15 protein-coding genes are annotated in these 21985 nt (G+C 64.1%); 5 read left to right on the forward strand and 10 right to left on the reverse strand.

Annotated features, from left to right (window positions below):
• Positions 1-5: 5 nt before the first annotated feature.
• Complete coding sequence (locus HV670_RS15190) at positions 6-1397, reverse strand: MFS transporter (protein WP_175105616.1); 1392 nt, start codon at positions 1395-1397, stop codon at positions 6-8.
• Positions 1398-2014: 617 nt separating this feature from the next.
• Between HV670_RS15190 and HV670_RS15195 the strand changes: the two genes are divergently transcribed.
• The 3 genes from HV670_RS15195 (at position 2015) to HV670_RS15205 (ending at position 6621) form a co-directional block, all read left to right on the forward strand.
• On the forward strand, positions 2015-4702 hold the full coding sequence (locus HV670_RS15195; protein ID WP_175105617.1) for a fimbria/pilus outer membrane usher protein: 2688 nt from the start codon (positions 2015-2017) through the stop codon (positions 4700-4702).
• A gap of 293 nt (positions 4703-4995) precedes the next feature.
• The gene (locus tag HV670_RS15200; RefSeq protein WP_175105618.1) at positions 4996-5595 is read left to right on the forward strand and encodes a fimbrial protein; all 600 of its coding nucleotides are present in this window, start codon (positions 4996-4998) and stop codon (positions 5593-5595) included.
• 192 nt (positions 5596-5787) lie between these two features.
• On the forward strand, positions 5788-6621 hold the full coding sequence (locus HV670_RS15205; protein WP_175105619.1) for a fimbrial biogenesis chaperone: 834 nt from the start codon (positions 5788-5790) through the stop codon (positions 6619-6621).
• Between the two features lie 10 nt (positions 6622-6631).
• Here HV670_RS15205 and wrbA read toward each other — a convergent pair whose 3' ends face one another.
• Together wrbA and HV670_RS15215 are read right to left on the reverse strand one after the other, a co-directional pair.
• Complete coding sequence (gene wrbA, locus HV670_RS15210) at positions 6632-7234, reverse strand: NAD(P)H:quinone oxidoreductase (RefSeq protein ID WP_175105620.1); 603 nt, start codon at positions 7232-7234, stop codon at positions 6632-6634.
• A 185-nt stretch (positions 7235-7419) separates the two neighbouring features.
• Positions 7420-7707 carry a hypothetical protein gene (locus tag HV670_RS15215; protein WP_175105621.1) on the reverse strand — a complete coding sequence of 96 codons (288 nt, stop codon included), beginning with the start codon at positions 7705-7707 and terminating at the stop codon, positions 7420-7422.
• Positions 7708-7862: 155 nt separating this feature from the next.
• Between HV670_RS15215 and HV670_RS15220 the strand changes: the two genes are divergently transcribed.
• Both HV670_RS15220 and waaC read left to right on the forward strand, forming a co-directional pair.
• Positions 7863-9284 (forward strand): MFS transporter, encoded by a 1422-nt coding sequence (locus HV670_RS15220; protein ID WP_175105622.1) that lies wholly within the window; start codon positions 7863-7865, stop codon positions 9282-9284.
• 151 nt (positions 9285-9435) lie between these two features.
• A complete protein-coding gene (gene waaC / locus HV670_RS15225; RefSeq protein WP_175105623.1) occupies positions 9436-10449 on the forward strand; it encodes a lipopolysaccharide heptosyltransferase I in 1014 nt (337 codons plus the stop codon).
• Between the two features lie 54 nt (positions 10450-10503).
• Here waaC and HV670_RS15230 read toward each other — a convergent pair whose 3' ends face one another.
• The 7 genes from HV670_RS15230 to HV670_RS15260 form a co-directional block, all read right to left on the reverse strand.
• The gene (locus HV670_RS15230; RefSeq protein WP_175105624.1) at positions 10504-11229 is read right to left on the reverse strand and encodes a 3-ketoacyl-ACP reductase FabG2; all 726 of its coding nucleotides are present in this window, start codon (positions 11227-11229) and stop codon (positions 10504-10506) included.
• Between the two features lie 271 nt (positions 11230-11500).
• Entirely contained in the window at positions 11501-12877 is a 1377-nt protein-coding gene (pelG, locus tag HV670_RS15235) for an exopolysaccharide Pel transporter PelG (protein WP_175105625.1), read from the reverse strand.
• Between the two features lie 3 nt (positions 12878-12880).
• Positions 12881-14635, reverse strand: a complete 1755-nt coding sequence (gene pelF / locus HV670_RS15240) for a GT4 family glycosyltransferase PelF (protein WP_175105626.1) — start codon at positions 14633-14635, stop codon at positions 12881-12883.
• Entirely contained in the window at positions 14632-15690 is a 1059-nt protein-coding gene (locus HV670_RS15245) for a hypothetical protein (protein ID WP_175105627.1), read from the reverse strand. Before HV670_RS15245 ends, pelF begins: the two co-directional genes overlap by 4 nt.
• A 4-nt stretch (positions 15691-15694) precedes the next feature.
• Positions 15695-17095, reverse strand: a complete 1401-nt coding sequence (locus HV670_RS15250) for a PelD GGDEF domain-containing protein (RefSeq protein ID WP_175105628.1) — start codon at positions 17093-17095, stop codon at positions 15695-15697.
• 10 nt (positions 17096-17105) lie between these two features.
• Positions 17106-17678, reverse strand: a complete 573-nt coding sequence (locus HV670_RS15255) for a penicillin-binding protein activator LpoB (protein ID WP_246257476.1) — start codon at positions 17676-17678, stop codon at positions 17106-17108.
• A 65-nt stretch (positions 17679-17743) separates the two neighbouring features.
• Positions 17744-21979 (reverse strand): tetratricopeptide repeat protein, encoded by a 4236-nt coding sequence (locus HV670_RS15260; protein ID WP_175105629.1) that lies wholly within the window; start codon positions 21977-21979, stop codon positions 17744-17746.
• Positions 21980-21985 lie beyond the last annotated feature (6 nt).

The following is a 21985-nucleotide window of genomic DNA, read 5'->3' on the forward strand; positions in this document are numbered from 1 at the left end:
TCTATTTAGTGATCCGCCACGACCGGTAACGCAAGACTCCCGGCTGCCGGACGCTCGTTGCTGGAGAGGGCCCACTCGAGCCACCGGTTGCGCAATACGAGAATGCTCACGAACGCAAGCACCGCGATCGCGCCGAAGGTCGCAAAGCCCAGCTGATAGCTGCCGGTGCTTTCGCGCGCCATGCCCATCACGACCGGCAGATAGAAGCCGCCGATGCCGCCCGCGCAGCCGATCACACCCGACATGATTCCCGTCTTGCCCTTCCAGCGATGCGCAACGAGCTGGAACGTAGCGCCGTTGCCCAGGCCGAAGCACACATACATCACGAGCAGCAGCGCAATGCCGAGCGTACGGCCCGGGGTCAGCATGGCGAATGCAAAATCCGCCACCGAGATGCACGCGAGCAGCACGGTCAGCGCACGCACGCCCGATATGCGGTCGGCGACGAGGCCGCCGACGGGCCGCACGATGGCGCCGATAAACGCGAGTAGCGACATGAACAGCCCCGCATCGATCTTGTTCAGACCGTAGAGCGTGGTCAGCAGCGTCGTCACATACGAGGCCATGCCGACAAAGCCGCCGAACGTGATGCCGTAGATCAGCATCATGACCCAGGTGTCGCGCTCGCCGAGCACCTTGCGGTACTTGGCGGGAAGCACGGCGATCGCGATCAGCGCGCCGAGCACGGGCAACAGGAGCACGCCCGTTTTGCCCGCGCCGAGCATGCCGGCATGAACGAGCATCACGAGCGCGACGAGACCGACCAGCGTCACGGCAAATGCGGCGAAGGAACGCGGCACACTGCCCGACTTCTCGCCGCGGTCGCTCGCCCAGAGGAGAATCGCCGCCGCGGCAATCGCGAGAAACGGCAGGCCCGCGCCGGCCGCGACTTGCCAGCCGAAGTGCTGGGCCAGACCGGGAAACATGAAGCCGTCGAGCACCGCACCAATATTTCCGGCTGCGGCAAGCCCGAGCACGAGACCCTGGACTTTCACCGGATAGTTGCTCCCCGCCATCGGCAGCGCCACCGCGAAACTCCCGCCGCCGACGCCGAGAAACACGCCGAGAATCAGCAGCAGTTCGTACGAGGCGACACCCGGCATCGCCAGCAGCACGACGCCCGGGATCGCCGACAGCGCGATGCCCATCAGCGCGACGACCTTGCCGTTGAGCGATTGATAGAGATTGCCCATCGTCACGCGCAGGATCGCGGCGGACAAGACCGGCACCGCGACCAGCAGGCCAACCTCGGCCGGTGTCACGGGAATCGATTTGCCGATAAACGGGGCCAGCGGCCCGAACTGCACCCAGACCGTGAAGCCTGTGTCGAAATAGAGAAAACATGCCAGCAGCGCGCGCCAATTACCGCTTTTGAGTGAGTCGAGAATTCGTGTCATAAATGGGTCCGGGTCAACACAACGCTGAACGAGCGCTATCTCCGCGCGCGCCAGACTCTGCAAGATGCAGGCCAGTGGCGACGCGAGCGTGAACCAGCGGTGTGCCCGCGCTGGCGTATCAGCCGAGATCCCCACCCATTCGTCCTGAGCGCGATTGATGCAAATCCGCAATGCACGGGTAACCGCATGCGGGCGTCATATCGATTGCCGAGGTCAAACGCGTGAGCGTCGCACTACTAAAGAGCAGACCGCACTTTTCACGTGCAAGCGGCCTGATTCAAGTGCTGGCGAGCGCGAATTCGAGACATTCGTCCGACACAGTCGACGAAGCAATCTTTCAGATCTGGAGCACACACCGAATCAAATGTCGCGTGGCAGGCTTTTAAGCTTGCGCAGGCCCTTTTCCAAGACGTGGGCTGTTGCGGCTGTTGAACCCCTTGTGCCCTTGTTGTGGCGAGGCCACTTGAATTCCATGTCCGATGTCGATCATCCTGGTACGCAAAGGACGAGACCCGGCATCCCTGGGCTGCCTTGCATTACGTGTGGCCGCGACCTTGTGCATGATCACCAGCGCGCCGCGAGTGCCCCACGCCGCAAGCAGAACTGAAGGCGAGGCCATGCCGCTATCGGGCTCGCCATTGTCATCGAAGCCAGCAGCACAAGAACCGACATCGACTGCGGGGGCCGCGCCATTCACGCCATCCTTTCCCTCGTTCAATCTCGATGCGCTGCCGGTCGGGAGCAGCCTGCGCGCGATGTCTCCCGCCGATCTTGCGCAGCGCAGTCCCGCGTCCGAGGGCGTCATGCGGGTCGACGTATACGTCAACGAACGGTTCATCGCGCAGGAGCGGGTCGAATTCCGCGCCGTGCGCGGGAACAGATCACGCCGCACGCCGCCCGCCCCTTGTCTCGAGCACGAACTGCTCGTGCGCAGCGGAGTCGATCCGGCCGTGCTGGACAAGGCGTCGATACCGACCGAGCTCGCCGATGTACGCCCACCCACGAAAAACTGCATCGTCGTCACGACCCTCTCGCCCGATGCAAGCGTCCTGTTCGATGCCGCCGAGCTGCGTCTCGATATCTCGATCCCCCAAGTCCTCATGACCCGCATCGCACGCGGCAGCGTCGATCCCGCACAGTGGGATGCCGGCATCACCGCAGCGTTTGCGGACTACTCGTTCGGTATGCTGAGCGAACGTACACCCGACGAACGCTCGTTGCACTCGACCCTGCAGTATTCGGCTGGTTTCAATGCCGGTGTCTGGCACTGGCGGTATCGGGGCTGGGTCAGTGCGTCGGGACTGGGGCGTCTACGGCACCGGCCGGTACGTTGGTTCCTTGAACGGCCGGTGCCCGCCTGGCATATGGTGCTCGGCATCGGCGAAATCAGCGGTGCCAACCCCTTGCTCGCGAGCGTGCCGCTTTACGGCGCTACACTCGGCAACGACGAGCGAATGCTGCCGGATTCGCGCCGCGGCTACGCGCCGCCGGTCCGCGGCATGGCAACCGGTGCTTCGAAGCTCACGGTGAGTCAGCGCGGCGGCATCGTCTACCAAACGAATGTCCCCGCGGGCGCGTTCGTGATCGACGATCTCAATCCGGTCGTGAACCGCGGCGATCTCGAGGTAGAGATCGCCGCCCATTCAGGTGCCATACAACGCTTCTCGATTCCGTCGGCCAGCACATCGGCAATGGTGCGGGCCGGGGAAACACGCTTCGATCTCGGCATCGGTTGCCATCGCACGTCGCGTTGCGGCGACCTGCTGCTCGACGCCGCCACACGGTATGGCCTGATGGACCGGCTCACGGCCCAGGCCGCACTGCAATGGACGAAAGCGTTCGCATCGCTCGCAGCCGGCATCGCCGCGAACACCCATGCCGGAGCACTCTCGTTCGATGCGGGTCTCGGCCTGGGTCTCGCGCCACCCCGGGCATACACGGCCACCACTCAAACCGGAAGGCGCGAAGACGTGCCCGAGCGCCTCCTCGCGTCGCGCATCCGGTTCGCATACGCGACCCCGCTCGCCTCCCTCCATGCCACCTTCAATGCGGAAACGTCGCTGAGACTCGGCGAGGGATCAATCGACTTGCGCGAGTGGTTCGCAAGCCGGCGGGCAATTGAAAGGCAGGATACGCCACGCGTATCCGCTGCGCGCCGACACGCATCAGTCCCGCTTGAGTTGCATTTCCGTGGTTTTTTTGCGCAGACCCTGCATCGTCGTTTCTCATGGCACGCATCGGCCACTTTGCGCCTCGCGAGTCGGACTTGCAGTGGCAAGCCGATACCGGGTGGATTCGACTATCAACTCGGCGCGGGAACCACGCTTGGAACCGTATCGTTATCCTTGAATTTCTCGCATTCGCGCAGCTGGCACAGTTCAGACAGACCCTGGCATGCATCACTCGATCTCGCCTTGCGTCTCGGGCGCTCCCCGCAAGCGCCGATGTTTTCGACCCGGACGGACCTCGATTCAGCACGCCGGAAGTCGCGCTCCATGGCCCTGACAGGAACCCTTTCAAGCCGGTTGATGAAAGAGAACCGGCTCGATTACTCACTCAGTGCGTCGTGCGAAGGGGCAACCGCGTTCGGTGCGACGGACGGCACGCTCGCGCGAGACCCGCTCAGTTCACTGCAATGCGCGGACTCATTCACCTTCGACCTGGCCTATGCGGGTACGCACGGCGTGGCAAACGCCGCGTTTTCGCGCGGTGGCGGCATTTCGTTCGGCACGAGCGGAAGCGTCGTCCTGCACCACGGGGGCATCACGTTCGGACCCGCGCTCGGCGACACGATCGCGCTCATCGACACGAAGCACGGTGCCGGCTTGGGTTTTGCAGGCATGCCGCAGGTCCGTGCGGACCGTCGCGGCTATGCGATCGTGCCTTACCTCACGCCCTACCGGCTCAACGATATCGAAATCGACCAGGCGAATGCGCCGCGCGGCGTCAGGGTCACGAATTCGTCGCGCCTCGTCGCGCCGATCGCGGGCGCGGTTGTACGCGTCGCCATTGAAGCGAAGCGCGTCGACACACGCCGTTTCAGAATTTCGATGAGCGACGGGCGAGCGCCGCCCTTCGGTGCGGCTGTCCGAGCCGCGAATGGTGAACGCGTGAGTTCGATGGGTCAGGGCGGCCGGCTTGCGCTACCCGAGCATATCCACGGTGCCCTGCAAGTCGAACTCGTGGCCAGCCGCGCGACATGCCGGATCGAACTCGACGAGATCGGCGACACGCTCCCCCCTGCATCGGCGGCAACATCCAACTCCGCAGTGCAGGATGCGCCCGTGCACCTGAGGTGCCGTTGAAATGCCATTCGCCGGCCTGATGAACTAGCACAGTCATCTGGCGGCCTGTCTGTCATCCGTTCCTGATGAATTGGCACGGTCGTCTGCCAGCCTCTCTGTCAGCCTCTCTGTCATCCGTCGCGACCGCCAGATCGCGCAGAGGAACTCTCGCCTACTTACGACGCGCTCCGTGCACCCCTCTGCGCGGCGAGCAAACACGCTCTAATCATCTTCACCGCAGCGCGCAGCGACGGCCACTACCCGTGGACGCATGCGCTCGCGCCGCGGCGTTTCCCTACCCACAAGGAGATTCGATGTTGCTTCAGTCGATTACATACACGCGCGCACGCTTCACGTTCGTCATAGGCTGCGCGGCCCTGTTTTTCCTGCAAACCGCCCAGGCGGCCGACGGCATGGTGTCGTTCGAAGGGAAGATCAGTTCCCAGACCTGCAAGATCAACGGCCTCGCCAAAGACGCCAACCTCACGGTCAAACTGCCGACGGTCAGTGCGAGCGCCCTCGCAACGGCCGGCGACAAGGCGGGCGCGACACAGTTCGAATTCAAGCTGACCGAATGCACGACCACTCCAGGTACGGCCTACCCGTATTTCGAACCGGGTGCGAGCATCGACACCGAGACAGGGCGTCTGAAAGTATCGACGACCGGTCCGGGACTGGCGAAGAACGTGCAGGTCGAGCTGCTCAACGAAGACAGGAGCCCGATCGACCTTGCAAAAGGGGCCAATGATCAGAACGTCAAGATCGCCACGCTGCAGTCGAAAACCAGCGGCACGCCACCACAAACCACCGGCGAAGCGACGATCAAGCTCTTTGCCCAATATGTCGCCTCGGGTGGCGCGGCAGTCGCGGGTAGCGTCAACACTACCGTGCAATACGCGATGATCTACGAATGATGTTCTTGCGGTACTAGCGCGGATCATCCGGGCCGAAGGCGCCGCAACCGACTGCGAGCGCCTTGGACGTGACTCTATCGGGGCAAACCGGCCATGGGCGCTGTGTCTTCGACGAATGTCTCTTCTGCAATAGCCTCGCGGGAGGTGTGGCTCGCGCGCGAGCCGTGGGTATCCCATCGGTGGCGGACCGCCTTGCTGCGATCATGGCTCTGTGCATGCTGCGCGCTCGCAAACGGCGATGCCAAGGCCAATGTCGTCATGTCGGCCACGCGCGTTATCGTCGATCTGCCGCCCGGCAATACCGCGATCCGCCTGCGCAATACGAGCCCCACGGCGGCCCTCGTCCAGGTCTGGGCCGATTCGGGCGAGAAACAGTCAACGCCGGATACGAGCAATGCACCGTTCGAGCTGACACCGTCCTTGTTCGTGCTTGAGGCGGGACAGACACAGACCGTTCGCGTTCACTACGATGGAGGGCCCCTGCCCGACCATAGTGAACGCCTCTACTGGTTCAATATGCTCGACGTGCCTTCGCGTGAGGAAGCTCCCACTTCCGCCAGCGATGCCGAGCCTGGCAACGAACTTAACTTCGTGCTGCGCACGCGCATCAAACTCCTTCTGCGGCCGGCGGATGCGCCGGGACAGGCGTTGAACGCTCCGGAGAAGCTGGTCTGGACGATCCACGAAGGTACCGCGTCCGTACCCGCCACGCTGAGCGCAAGCAACCCCACCGCATTTCACGTGTCGTGCGTGCAACTCGTTCTGCTCGCTCCACGCGATCGGGTGAGGTCGCTCGGCACGCGGACCTTTGCGCCGGGCGAAACCGCACACTTTGCATGGGAACCGGATCCTGCCGGTGCGACGAGTCCCGCATCGAATGCGGATGCCGCGCTCAAAAGTGAAACGGCCTCGTCCGACTGGAACGAGGCCGTTTGTCATGCGGTCAACGACTACGGTTCGATCGACACCTTTCGCGCTCAGGTCAACCGCGAGACAGCATCGGGGACAGCGGCCAACTCCAACTGAAGCGTAACGATCACGCAAACAGTTTCGCTGCGATCTCCGCCACATGCTTGCCCTGGAAGCGCGCGATGTCGAGCTCGTTCGCCGACGGCTGGCGGCTGCCGTCACCACCGGCCAACGTCGTCGCCCCGTATGGCGAGCCGCCCGTGATTTCGTTCATATTCGTCAGGCCCGCACAGGTATACGGCACGCCGACGATCACAAAGCCATGATGCAGCAGCGTCGAATGAAAGGAGGTGATCGTCGTTTCCTGGCCGCCATGCTGGGTCGCCGTCGAGGAGAACACACTCCCGATCTTGCCGACGAGCGCGCCTTTGGCCCAATGGCCGCCGGTCTGGTCGAGGAAGGTGCGCATCTGGCCGCACATGTTGCCGAAACGGGTCGGGGTGCCAAAGATGATCGCGTCGTAACCAACCAGTTCGTCGATGGTTGCGACGGGGGCGGCCTGGTCGAGCTTGGCGCCGAACTGCTTGGCCACCTCGGGCGAGATGGTCTCGGGAACGCGCTTGACAATGACCTCGGTACCGGCCACCGATCTGGCACCCTCGGCGACGGCACCCGCCATCGTTTCGATATGACCGTACATCGAGTAGTAAAGCACCAGCACCTTAGCCATGAAAGCCTCCATTGTCAGTGTGGACGGTTGCCCCCGCGTAGGATCGTCGGACGGCACATTCAGTATAGACGGGAGACTATGACCGTCGCAGGCGCTTCTGTGCGCGGTGCGACGGCGGCAATCGGTACTTCAAGCGTCAGACGCGAGACCCGCGACCTCGATTCCGAGGCTTTGGACCTTGACCCTCAGGCCTCGGCCGGTGGCAGCGCGTCGAGACCCGCGGCAAGCAATTCGCCGACCAAGCCGTTGAGGCCTTCAGGATGCGTCGCCGCACGTTGCCTGAGGCGGTCGACGAGACCCTGCTCGAGCTTGCACGCGAAGGGCACGAGCCCTTTGAGCTGATCGAGCCGGCGTTGTTCGCGCCGGTCGAGGTGGGCCGCATCGGCATTCGCATTGCCCGGATAAGGGCCGGCCTGACGCAAGCTATTTGTCAGCTTGAGGGCCTTGTTCTTTTCGAGGTCGGTCTTTTTCACGGGGCTACCCAATAGAGATCAGTCGAACAGGCGCGCATTGTACGCGCGCCACGCTGCCGGTCCTTGCTTATCGCGGATACGTAGGCCAAACTGCGCCGGACTGATCCGTCGCGCGCCTTGCGGCGCTCTAGGCACAAACCCTCATTGAGATGCGTATGGCGGCCTTACCGACTCACATGCCGGCTCGCGCAGCCGCGCCCGGCGGAACGACGGCCGCGATCAGCGCGCGCCTCGACCGGCTTCCCGCGACCCGCTCGATCTGGACGCTCGTCGCGATACTCGCACTGGGCGGGTGGTTCGAATTCTATGACTTGTTCTTCACCGCCTATGTCGGACCAGGCCTCGTGAAGAGCGGAATCTACGCGACCACGACCGCTTCGTTCTTCGGCTTCTCGGGCCTCGGCGGCTTTGTCGCCGCCTCGTTCGCCGGGCTCTTCATCGGCACGCTCGTCTTCAGTTCGCTCGCCGACCGGCTCGGCCGAAAGTCGGTCTTCACGTTTTCTCTGCTCTGGTATTCCATCGCGACCGTGATCATGGCCTCCCAGTCGACGGCGGGCAGTATCAATCTGTGGCGGCTGATCGCAGGCATCGGCATCGGCGTCGAACTCGTGACGATCGATACCTACACCAGCGAACTCGTGCCCAAGCACCTGCGCGGCCGGGCATTCGCTGTGCTGCACGGCATCCAGTTCTCGGCCGTGCCCGTCTGCGCGTTCTTCGCATGGTGGCTCCTGCCGCTCAAGCCCTTCGGCCTCGAGGGCTGGCGCTGGGTGATCTGGATCGGTGCGCTCGGCGCGCTGCTCGTCTGGGTGATTCGCCGCCGCCTACCCGAAAGCCCGCGCTGGCTCGCGCAGCAGGGCCGTGTCGAGGAGGCCGACCTCGCGCTGTCACGTCTAGAACAACGCGTCAAAGCCGAATTCGGCCGCCCACTGCCGACGCCCATGGACACGGTCGAGCCACCCGTTGTGAAGGCTTCGTATCGCGAGATCTGGTTGCCGCCCTACCGGCGCCGCACGATCATGCTCATGGTGTTCAACACCTTCCAGTCGATCGGCTATTACGGCTTCGCCGCCTGGGTGCCGACCCTGCTGATCGCCAAGGGCGTGACGATCATGCACAGCCTGCTCTATTCGTTTGTGATCGCGATCTCGAATCCGGTCGGTCCCTTCCTCGCCATCAGGGTCGCCGACAAGATCGAACGCAAGACCCTGATCGTCTTGTCCGCGCTCGGCATTGCGGTGTTCGGCACGTTGTTCGCGTTCCAGACCTCGCCGGCCGCCCTGATGACGCTCGGCGTGCTGATCACGGTATCGAGCGCGTTGCTCTCAGTCGGCTATCACGCCTACCAGTCCGAACTGTTTCCCACTCGGGTTCGCGCGCGGGCCGTCGGCCTCGTCTATTCGATGTCGCGTATCAGCGCGATGTTCTCGGGCTTCCTGATCGCGTTCGCGCTCCGCCATCTCGGCATATTCGGCGTGTTCGGACTGATCGGCCTCGCCATGGCGATCGTGATGGGATCGATCGGCTTCTTCGGGCCGCGGACCAACGGTCTGAATCTCGATGAGATCTCTCACTAACCGCCCAGTAGCCTTTCGCAAACAGGGAACTGAAGAAACGGTGGTAGGAGCGCCGTTTCCCAGACGGCTTTTGCCTGACACTTGCGTGAGTTTTCCCTTAAACTGTGCGGTCCCTGGTCTTTCGAATTGTCATCGTTTCCGATAGCGCCCCATGAAAAGAATCCTGATCGTCAAGGTCACCGCGCTCGGCGACATCATTCAGGCGCAACCGCTCGTCGCCGATCTGCATCGTGCCTTTCCCGGTGTCGAGGTCGACTGGGCCGCCGATGAGCTGTTCGCCGACGTGGCCCGCTGGAATCCGGGCATCAGCCGCGTATTGAGCGCACCCCTCAAGCAGTTCAAGCGCGCACGCTCGATCGACGACCTGCGCGCGATCTTCGCCTCGATCGGCGAAGTGCGCCGCGAGCGCTACGACGTCGTATGTGATCTGCATGGCGTCTACAAAAGCGCGATCATTTCGTTTATCGCTCGATCGAAAGTCCGTTTCGGATACCAGAACCCGGACCTCGGAGAGCTCGGGGCCGCGTTTGCCTATACGAAGCGGTTCATGCGGCGCCCGAATCTCGGCACCACACAGGGCATGCGCGTCACGTTGGCCAACGCACTCGGTTACGAGATCGACGACACGCCGTTCTATGGTCTGCGCATCCCCGGTGGCGACACGTTCGAGCTGCCCGACGAGCGGCCGCTTGCGATGCTGTTCCATGCGACGTCGAAAGAGGCCAAGAAATGGGCGCACGACGACTGGGCCGCCACCGCGCGCCACCTCGTGAAGCGCGGCTTCAATGTCGCACTGCCGTGGGGATCGGCCGGCGAACAGACCGCGGCGCATGCGATCGCCGACGATGCACTGGGCGCGACCGTGCTACCAAGACTTAGCGTGCTCGAAGTCGCGCGCCATATCGAACGAGCGGCGCTCGTCGTCGGGACCGATACAGGCTTCACGCATCTCGCCCATGCGTTCGACCGACCGACCGTACTCATTCTGAGCGCGACCACGCGCGAGTCGATCGGCATCGACACGCCCGGCCGCGCGGTGACGGTCGGCGATGCGGGGCGGCCGCCCGCGCTGCGCGAAGTGCTCGATGCGATCGAAGTCGTGACGTCCCCGCCAGGCAGCTCGCTCAGCCCACGCACAGCGAGTGCAATGTTTGCAGGCGTCTGACCGGTTCGGCGGCATGGATGATACCTCCCATGCCGGTGAGCACAACGCGCTTCCTCAGATGATCCCGCCGTTGACACCGATCACCTGGCGCGTGACATAGGACGCGGCGTCACTCATCAGGAAGCCGACCACGGAGGCGACCTCGTCGGGACGGCCGACCCGGTTCATCGGCACCATCTTGAGCGCCTGATCGAGCGGCATCTCGTCGAGCATGCCCGTGTCGATCAGTCCCGGCGCCACGCAGTTCACCGTGATCGAGCGGCTCGCCAGCTCGGCGGCAAGGGCCTTGGTCGCACCGATCAGGCCGGCCTTTGCCGCGCTGTAGTTGACCTGGCCGCGGTTGCCCATGACCCCGGAGACCGAGGCGATCGTCACGATGCGACCGCCCTTCCTGGCGCGCACCATCGGCATCGTCAGCGGATGGACGACGTTATAGAAGCCGTCGAGACCGGTCTCGAGCACCACGTCCCAGTCCTCTTCGCTCAGTGCGGGAAACGCCGCATCGCGCGTGACGCCGGCGTTGCAGACGATGCCATAGTACGGTCCGTTCTGTTCGAGGTCCGCCAGGAGCTGCATGCGGCAATCGGCACGGTCTCGCACATCGAACTGCACGACCCGTGCGACACCCCCTTGCATGGCGATGGCGGACGCGACCGAATCGGCTTCGCTGCGGCCTTGGCGGCAATGCACCGTCACGGCGAAACCATCGGCGGCCAGCCGGTAGGCAATCGCACGGCCGATGCCGCGGTTCGCACCGGTGACGAGAACACGTCGTGTCATGACTGCTGACTCCCCTGCATGAATGGCTGAAAATGATCGGATGGTAAACCTTGACGACGGCCGTGGTCAGCGCGGGAGATCGCGCCGCGGTGCGGCGGCAATTCGTCGATCGGCGCAAAGCCGTTGAGATAGGCGCAGGGCTGACAACAGGCGCGGACAATGAGCGACCCACGCCGGCCTGCATGCAGGAGCTTACAGGGTCAGGCGGATACCGGCCATCGAGGTGAGGGCCGGTCCATCCTTGAAGAATCTAAACGCCCATGCCGGGCACTCAGCCTTTTTGCAGCATATACGTTTCGTACTCGAGGCCTTCGAATTTGCGATCGAGCAGGTAGACCGATGCCAGGACGGTCAGGAGCAGCGCGCCCGCAAACCCGTATCCATAGGTGCTCGGTCCGTAATGCAGCGTCAATGCGGTCAACACCCCATTGAGTACGACGAACATGAAGCTCAGCTTCAGCACCGTGCGGCGCTGGTCGAGATAGAAAAAGACGTTGAGGGCGCCCAGAAACAACACCTGGAGACTGGCCGCGATCACGTCGATCCGCAGCAGCGGTGCATACAGCGTTGAAATCCCGAGCCTTTCCAGCAGCCAGTCGCCGAACGCGAAAATAAGCAGAATCACCACCGTCTGGATCTTCAGGATTTCGAAGAGCCCCGCCCGCACAGAGCGGACCATCATGTCACGCGACTCCTGGATATGCGCGAGGGTCGCGCCGCTGCGCACGGCATCATAGAACTCGTCGTAGAACTCGACAAAATCGGCTTCGATTCGCACAAGAAACACGGCCATCCCCGGCATCACGCACAGATAGGAGATAAACACCGGGATGTCGTAAATCGCCGAGGCGCGCAAAGGCCCGATCACATGCTGACCCGTGGCCGGGCCGAACCAGAACATGAATTTGTCGAGCCAGACGCCGAGGTTGTAGAGAAATCCGACAAAGATCAGGCTCGGATAGGCAAAGCGTCCGTTGAAGACTTCGAACGACAGGAACCGGTCGCTCGGGTAGTTCCGGTAGATCAGACCCGACAGGCCGAGCAGCAGCACAAAATGGCCGATCACAAAGCCGAGCAACAGGCCCTCGAGGCCGTGCCGGTTCAGCATCAGCGCGGCGCAGACCGTTACGGCATAACCGACGAAGAACGTGCCGAGAATATGCTTGTACTGTTTGACGCTCGACAGCACGATCGCGGCGACCCAGATATTGCTGAGAATCACGAATCCCGTGAGCATCAGTGCGCGATAGCTAAGCGACAGATGTGCGAACAAGGTGAAGGCCAGTGCGACGCCGACCAGACCCGAAACGAGCGTCGTCATGAGCACGATCGTGTTGAAGTTCGGCAGCACGAGATCGATGCGTTTCTCGAACAACCGGTCGGACATGAAGCGCGTAAATGCGAGCTGCACAAAGCCGGTCAGGATCAGGCTCGACGCGATCAGGTAGGTCACTGACACCTGGAACTGGGTGATCTGGAAGTCCGGGATGACCTTGCCGAGGCTCAGCAAGCCGATCAGCAGCATGCCGATGATCGAGAGGATCAACGGCCCCGAGCTGATGACCCCTGCAAAGACATAGGCCTTCGCCACCCCGGTGAGGGTGTCGCGCCGCATCATCTTGCGTAGTTCGAATCCGATGCCGGCCATGTTTTAAATCCCCTGCTTGCTGATCGAGGTGGCGGGTGCGTTCGCGGCGCCGCCTGCCGCGGGAGCGGAGGCGACGGTGGAAATTGCGGGGGACGCCGCGGGGGACGCCGATGCAATGGGCGCGGTCACCCGCTGGCCGGCGTGCCCTCCCTGCCCCGCCGCAGCCATGCTCCGGTGATCGACCGGGCAGGTCTTCGTCGGATTGGCGCCGCCGCCAACAGGCTGCGCGTCCGGCAGCTGCGCGAGCCGGTCGTAGATGCCACGGTAGGCATCGATCATCTTGTCCTGCGTGTAGTAGGCTTCGACGCGCGCGATCGCAGCGCGTTGGGCTTCGTACCAGCGTGCTTCATCGTGCAGCAGCTCGTTGAGCGCTGTCGCGAGTGCCTGCGAATTGGCAATCGGCACGATCGCGCCAGCCTTGCCGAGCGCCTGGTCCTCGGCGCCGAGCCCCTCGACCAACTGCCGGCACGAACCGACATCGGTCGAGACGACTGGCACGCCGGCCGCGAACGCTTCGAGCACGACGAGGGGCAGGCCCTCGCTGATCGACGACAGCGCGACGATACCCACCTTCGGCAGCAGGTCGTCGACACGCTGGAAGCCGAGGAATTTCACATTGCGCGCGAGATCGAGCGACTGCACGAGACTGCGGCATTCCTGCGCGTAGGCGGGATCCTCGGTCTCGGGACCGGCGATCCAACCCTCGACGTCGGGAAACTGCCGGCTGACCGTGAAGATCGAGCGAATGAAGGTCTTCACATCCTTGATCGAGACGACCCGTCCGATCAGCACGATGACCTGCGGCACGCCGGGCCCGCGACGCGCGCGCAGCGCGGCGAAACGGGCGATATCGATCCCGTTGGGCACATTGCGCGTCTTCGCGGCAGGCGCGCCGTCGGCGATCTGGCGCAGACGGTTGCCCTCGAACAGCGACACCATCTCGCTGCTGGCCGAATAGCAGACCCGGCCGAGCGCCTCGAAGAAGCTCACCCAGAGTTCGCGGAAGTAGCTGACTTCGGAGATATCCTTCTCGAAGATCCCGCGGTTGTCGCGAATCCAGCTGCTCTGCAACAGGTCGATCTTGCGTTCCTTCGTATAGATACCATGCTCCGACACGAGCAGCGCACGCCCCGTCTTGTAGTGGAGCAAGGCGCCGAGGAAGCCCGCATAGCCGGTCGACACCGTGTGGTAGACCTTGGCCGGCGGCAGCTTGTCGGCGATGCGCGCAAGCTGCCACAGCGGCTTGTGCATGATCCGCACTGTCCAGAAATAGTCCGTGAACGACGGGTCGGTACAGCGCTCGTGGTACTGCTCGGTGATGTATTCCCATGCGGTCTTGCTGTACAGGAACTGATCTTCGCCGAGCCTGCCGCCGGGCTGAATCATCGGGATCACGTCGGCCATCAGGCCTGCGATATCGTCCGGCCGGGTCACGGCCGAGCGCAGCGATTGATGCAGCGCGGCCGAGCGCTCGAACGCCTCGGGGTCGCCGAGCGCGGGTTCGGCGAGCGGTGGCGGATCGAAGCGATAGAGATAGTGCGTCTCGAAGTGCACGACGTTCTCGGGCAGCGTGTACAGCGCGCCCTGATAGTCCTCTTCGCGGCTGCCGATGAAGACGATTGCGAAGGTCTTCTCCGGGAACGAGCGGATCATCTGGTCGACCCAGCTCGAAACGCCTCCGCGTACATAGGGGAAGGTGCCTTCGAGCAGCAAGGCAATGTCCGCCGAAGCGGCATGACGTGTCGTCTGTGTATTCATGTCGACCAGTATTGAACGATCGAGCGCAGCGTCGGCAACGACGCTCCTTCGCCCAGTGAGGACAGTGCCTGCGCGACGGCGCGATAGTCGCCGCGCAGGTAGGCACTTTCGGCGATCCACGGCTGCAGCCGGTCGCCCGGGAAGCCACGCGAAAGGGCATTCTCAAAAAATGCGTCGGCACGCGCGACATCGTTCTCGAGCAGCGCGAGGCGCCCGCGCGTGACCCACAGGGCGGCGTTGCTGTCGTCGATCGCGAGCGCCCGATGTGCATACTTCTCGACCTGCTGTGCCGCGAACCGCTGCATCTCGCCCTGCACGAGGTTCTGGTAGATCAGCTCCCAGTACAGTTCGGCCAGCAGCCGCGAGGTCTCTTCGACTTCGTGGGGGGCGGTGTTTCCGTCGAGCTTGCTCAACAGCTCGTAGATGCGCTGGGTAATCTTCTTCTCGGCGCTGTCGAGCATCCCATAGGCGAGCAGCCGGACGTCCTCGATCGGATCGCCGAGCAGATCACGCAGCACGGTGCCCGTGGTTCGCGTGGGCATCGACTGGATCGCGACGAGCGCGGTCACCCGGTCGTCGACGGCGATCGCGGGGTTCACGAGCTTGGCCTGCAGCCGGGCGCCGCTGCCGTGCGCGATGCGCGAGACGAGATAGACGGCGAAGCGCGGCAGGGACACCTCGCCAACGCTGTTGACGTCGGCATCGCGCGGCCAGAAGATGCCCCAGATGATACCGCTCGCGCAGACGAGGCAGCCGATCACGGGCACGAACAGGCAGAACGCGAACAACAGCAGCCAGGTTGCGAAGGCCGGCTGCCGATAGCGATGCGGTAGCACGAAGCGCACCGCCGTCGCGATCAGCACGGCCGCGATCAGCTGCATCGCGATCACCGGCAGCAAGGGATCGATGCCGCCGAGCGCATGCAGGTCCGGGCGTAGGATCTCCTCCACCGCGAGCATCTGGAACGCGATGCCGAGCAAAGTGGCAACCACGATCAAAAGAACCAACAGGATCGATGTGCCGACAGCAGTGACAGGCTTGATCGTTGCGTTCATGGCATCAGGCGTCAAAACCGCATCGTTGCAGCAGGCGCTTGAGCGCCGCACCGTTGCCGCTGGGCGCGACGTGAAGCGTATGCACACCGATGCGCGCGGCTTCGAGGCTCAAGCCGAACTGGACATGCAGACTGTCTTCGATTCGGGCGAGATACCCGTCGACCCCGGCCCCATCGGTCGCCGGCATCAGGTTCAGGAAGATCGAGTGGTCGGGTGTCTGCAGCGACCAGGTCAAGTCGAGCGAACGACGGCGGCGATTGATGTGCTCGAGCAAGGAGTCGCCTTCGTCGTCACGCGGGAACACCAGCGCAATCAGCGACGATTCGACGCGCGCATCGCGCTGCAGGCGTTCGAGACGGCCGAGGTCGACCGCAAACTCATAGGGCACGCTCGGCACTTCGCTGACGATCGCATGCGCGACGGCGGCGTGTTCGACGCCATCGGCATAGTAGCCGAGCAGCACGAGCAGGAACTGCAGGTTGTCGTGGTTCAGCGACAGGAACGGCATGCGCTTGATCACGAGCACGCCAAGCAGGTCGCCCTCGCTCGTCGACAGCGGCGCGCACGCGACATACTGCGTGTTGCCCTCGCGCGCCTCGTCGACGTTGGTCAGATGTGCCAGCGCGCGCGTCTCGATGCAGTGCCGCACGAGCGCGTCGGCCGGATCGACCGCGAACGACTCGCCGACGTGCGCAATCGCGGCGCTGTCGGTCGTATGCGTGTGGTCGCCCTCGAGTAAGCCCTTGCGTGCCGGAACGATCGCCGCGACTTCGAGCTGGCACACCTGCGCCGCGAACTCGAGGAAGTCGGTTGCGTTCGGCAGGCCGCCACGCTTGAACTCAGCCGCGGCCGATGCCGTGATCTGTCGCAGCCGCGTGACCGAGTCACGCAGCGTCGCCGGGCGCGTGAGCAGGTCTTTCTCGAGACGCTCATGCGACAGGTGCAGCAGATAGTGACTGTTGGTCAGCGAAACGAGTCGATCATTCAGGTATTCGTTGAGCGCGCGTGCGCGCGCCGAGCGAATGCCCCAGGTATCGCCGAAGTGACCGCCGACCAGCGTCTGGATCGTGCCGCCGACAAAAAAGACAATCGGGAAGCCCTCGACCGAATGCTGTGGATACAGCACATACCAGCCGGCCAGCAGAGCAAGCACCGAGACCATGCCGAGCAACGTGCCATAACGCAGCGCGAGCACCAGCGGGAACAACCAAATCCACGGGAACGGGCTCGAGATCCACAAGGGGTCGTGCCCACCGAGCAGCGCGGCGGCGACCATCACCGCCGCCATGACCACCAGCACCTCGATCACGGCGATCGGGCGCGTGGTGACCGGCGTCAGCCAGCGCCGATAGCGGCCCGACTCGGCGAAGGTCCCGCGGCGCGTATCCTGCGCAACGTTCGACACGGTGTCTTCCTTACTGACGGGTAACGGGAGCAAGCAGGGCCGCAATCAAATTCTGGCCGACCGACGACAGCGACGAACGGCTCCAGCCCGTACGGTTGCCCGTCGCGCTCCAGACGACCGCGCCGCTTTGCACGTCGATCACATGCAGGGTCATGCCGGCAGCGGGTTCGCCGTCGACACCGACCTTGTAGCGCCATTCCTCGACCGCACCGCTGACCGCGTACTTCACATGTTCCTTGCGCGCCCAGTCGAGTGCCTTGTCGCCCGCCGAGCGTTCCGACGGGTCGACGAGCGTGTCGCGGTTCAGACTCGCCGGATACCGTGTGACGCGATTGAAGCCCGCGCTCGTCAACAGGCTCTGCGTGATCGATTCGGCCGCTAGACCGGCCTGCGGCGTCTCCGTGTAATTCACAATCGGCAGCACCGCCCATGTATCCTCGCGCGACAACTGTGGCGCGCTGCTCGTTTCGATCGACGCGCAGCCGCTGAGCGTGGCGGCCGCGGCCAACCCCGCCGCCCACATCGCGAGACCGCGCAACAATTTGGCGCGCCCGGCGCCGGCAAAACGCTTTGACTCTTGCATGATGTATTCCCCTGATTCCTGACAAAACATGTGGTGAAACGACCGTACCTCGGCTCATTGGCCGCTCAGAACAGCCACCGATAACGTACGCCGAACTCAGTCGTTGACGTGCCCAGGTTCGAGACAGCTTCATGCTGGTAATACACGGCTGCATGATCGTTGCCGAACACGCTGCCGGCCAAGCCGACCAGGATTTGCGGACCCCAGCCGAAATTGCTGTCGTGGATCAGACCCACGTCGAGGAACGGCCGCCACGCACGCGTATAGCGCTCGAGCAGGTCGGTTCCGAAGCCGGCCGCGATGCCGTATTGCGAATAGCTTTGCGGCATGAAGGTGGCGGCCGTCGGAATGTCGCCGACCGGCACCAGGCGCTGCAGGAACGGCACGGTAGAGTCCTCCGGGCTGTAGTTGCCGTGCGTGCCGACGATGCGCACCGCCACGTCCGGATATTCGATCCGGAACCGGTAGCCGATTTCGCCGTCCATCAGGGCGCCGCTGCCGATGCGCTGACGGTCCTGCGCGTAGAAGTAGTCGCCCTCGAGGGAGCCGCGCACGAACACGCGCGGCAACACGTCCCATTCGACTTCGCCGCGCAACATGTCCTTGACGCCGCCGACCTGAACTTCCTGCGATTCGTCGGCGAACTGATTGCGGCCGATCTGGAACGTGAAGTGCAGCGGCGTGCCGCGGCCGAATTCGGCCGAGAGGGCCTGCGTATAGAACGAGGTCAAGGCGTCACGTCGGCCCAGGACCAGCGCGACGTCCTCGCTCGTCGTCTGGTAGTGCCCGATGAAGTTAAAGGTCCGGTCGGTCGACGGCACGCCCGTGAGGAGCTGGGCATTGGTCGTGCGCTGGTTCAACTGGATACCCTGCAGCGCGATCGAGAAGTGATCGCTCAGCGCAAGCTCGCCGCCGACTTTCGTCTCCCAGTAAGCGAGCGGGTTCGCGGTCACGCTGCGCACACCGAAGTAGACGGACTGGTTGCGGTCGGTCGCGAGATCGCTCAGACGCGCATGGAGGTCGTCGTTGGCGGGCGCCCCGTCGAGACTCAAGAACGCGAGCGTCTGAGCTTCGCCCTGCCGGTCCGCCAATTCGTACGCGTCGATGCGGTTCTCGACGCGCACACGGCTCGCCCCCTTCGAGTCGAGGACGCGGTCGATCGTCCTGATGTCGTGATCGGCGAGCGCAACGGACAACTCCGCGTCGACCGGCCGGGTAAGCCGGTTCGCGTATTCGCGTGTGAGCCATGCCTTCGCGAGCGGGTCCGACTCTTTCGAGAGTGCCCACGCGACCGACACCTCGATTGCCGCGGACGAAATCTGACGCTGCTGCTTCAACTGTACCGGCGACATGCCGGCGGTCACCAGCGGATCATCCGGTGAAAGCGGCGCACGGGTGATCTTGCCGCCGGAGCTCTGCCCCGGGCGCGTGAGCGGCGCGTCGGCGGCGGCCACGCCACCGGCAACAGCCGGCGTGTCGACCTTCGGCAGCTTGCCGACATTGCCGAGCACGCTTTCCTGCATGGTACTCGTGTCGGACTGCGCGCCGTCGGCTCGCAACATTTCGATCAGCACGCGCTTGGACGAGTCGCCGTTCTCGAACATTTCGCTCAGCGTGACGCGGCGCTGGCGCAATTCTTCGCGGCGTTCGGCGTCGTCGTTCGACAACCCGGCCGGCAGGCGGCCGCGACTCGGCGCACCGGCAGGCAACGGGCCCGCATCGGGATCGAGCGCCAACAATTGAGTCCAGACATAGCGGCGCAGCGACCATGCACTCTGGTCGTTCCCGGCTGCCTCTTCCGCATCGGCGAGGGCGAGCACCCACAGCGGGTCGCCTTTCGATGCGGAGGCTTCGCGGCGGAAATAGGCGAGCGCTTCGGCCGGCCGGTTCAGGCGCACCAGACCTGCCGCATACGGCCCCCAGAGCGCGGCGACGTCAAGCGAACGGTCGCGCCACCGCCCGATCGTCTCGCGCAGCTCGTCGTCCGAGCCGAAATCGACCAGCGTCCACAGATAGGCGGACTGCACATCGGGCGACGCCCCCGGCAGGCTCGCGGCGCGCCGCAGATCGCGCAGCGCGGCTTGCGGCTGGCGGGTCTGGCGCTCGTATTCGGCGATCATCGCCAGCGCGTCGGGCGAGTTGTCGATGACCGCGCGCTCCTTCGGTGTCAGCGACGCGAGCAGCTTGGTAAGGCGTGGCCAGGCACGCGCCTGGACGTAGTAGTAGATCGCGTCCTGCAAGGCGCGCGGCGTACCCGTATTGCGATACTGGAGCTCGGCAATGCGGCCCGCATCGAGCGGATGGCCGTCGTAGAAGTACGCCATGTCGCCGAGGTCTTCATCGGTCGCATGATTGCCCGCGAGCAGTTTGCTGTTCGCGAGGTGAACAGCGTCGTCGTTTTCGAGCATACGGGCCAGCTGGCCGTAGGTGCGCCAGAAGTTCTCGTTGGCCGTCGTCGCGACAGGCAACGCGACCTTCAGCGCACCGAACGCACCCTTGTAATCGCGATGCGCGTAGTAGAGATTGGCAAGGCGCAGCGCATCATCCGCATTCGGACCCGCGATCTTCTGCAGCTCGACATAGGTCGCCTCGGCGAGATCGTCCTGGCCCGCGCGCTGGGCCAGCGCTGCATAGCGGCGCATCACGTCGATCCGCTGAGTACCGACCTCCCGACGCTTGAGGAAGGCGAGCGCATCGTCGGGGCGGCCAAGCCGCTCGTAAGCGTCGACGACCGCGTCGACGCGCTTGAGATTCTTCGGGTCCAGGTCCGACTGATGGAGCAGCGCATCGACATACGCCTCGTCATCGTTGAGCGCCGGCGCGATGCGCAATACCTGCTGCCAGGCATCGACGGCATTGGTCTGTTCGGCAACGGCATGCCAGGCCTGCAGCGCGATCATGGGCTGGTTGCTCCATTCCGCGGACTGCGCGAGCCGGCGCTGCCAGACCGACGAAGTCGGGTCGGCGTTGACGCGGCGCTGTGCGAGGCGCATGGCGCTCGTGACGTCGGCACTCTCGAGGAAGGCCTCGTAGGCGAGATCGTCGTAGTGCTCACGGTCGGCCGCACTCATCGAGGCGCGCATCGGTGCCGCGGCCGGGGCTTTCACCTTGACAGGCGCTTCGCTTGCGGAAGCCGCCAGGGCGACCTGGGCCATCAGCAGGGTTCCGGCAGATGCGTTGGAATCCTGCAACGTCGCCGTCACGCGCTGGAGACGTACGCCGTCAGCGCCGCCTGCCCGCCGCATGGCGCGCGGGCCGTCGGCGTAGTACCAGCCTTCGAAATCATCGGGATGAGCGACGACGGTATGCCACATCTTCCAACGCGAGGCGGACGCGTGGCCGTGATCGGCGATCCGGCGCGTGCCGCGCCGCGAATTCGCCGCCACAGGCGCATCCGCGAGGCGGTCCTTGCCGTCCGTCTTGCGCGGATCAAGCGCACTCGTCAGGTTGGACAGCGCCTTCGCGTATCGCTGGATCATGTCCCGGCGGTTCGCGGAGCGCGCAAGATTCAACATCGTCTCGATCGTCAGTGGATCGTACTGAAGACGGCCAAGGTGCTTCTCGCCCTCGGCGAGTGCCTGGTCGAGCAGCCCGCCCGACTGATAAGCCGCGAGTGCCGACATGAAATACTGACGCTGTTCGGCAACGCTGCCCACACGCGATTGCGCGTTGAAATACGCGTCGGCCGCGCGTTCATAGGCCCGCGAACCGAGCGCGAGCTGCGTGATGCGCATCTGGGAATCGACGGCGTCACTATGGTCGATCACCGACAACTGCTGATAGAAACTGATCGCCGCCTTGCTCGCACCGGCAGCGATCGCGCGCTGCGCGAGCGTGCGCAACACAGGCGCCTGCCACTTGAATTCGGCCGCGATGTCGAACAGGCTGCGCAGATCGTCCATCGCGGCGGCCCGCGCGGGATTGTCCTCGGTCATGCCATAGGCACGCGCTTCGCCGATCCCCGTGCTGATCAGCACGGCCGAGTGGCGCAGTTCGTCATCATTCGATTTCGCCATCCGGTCGGCGAGCTGTCCCGCATCGTCGAAACGGCCCACTCGCAGGTATTGCGCGGCGAGCACGCCGATAAAGTCGCGATCGTCGGGCGCGACGCGCAACCACGCCTCGAGATAGGCGACGGACAGGGCGTTCGGTTTGTCGCCATCGAGCAAGCGGCGCTGCAAGGTACTGCGCGGGTAGGCGGTGGCGAGCACGCCGGTTACGGCGAGCGCCAGCAACCCGAGCAGCCAGGGCTGCAGAATGCGCGCGCGTTCTCGCTTGAGCTTGCGACTGTCATTCGGCATGGCGAC

The organism is Pararobbsia alpina (genome assembly GCF_902859895.1).
In the GTDB taxonomy this organism is placed as follows: Bacteria; Pseudomonadota; Gammaproteobacteria; order Burkholderiales; family Burkholderiaceae; genus Pararobbsia; species Pararobbsia alpina.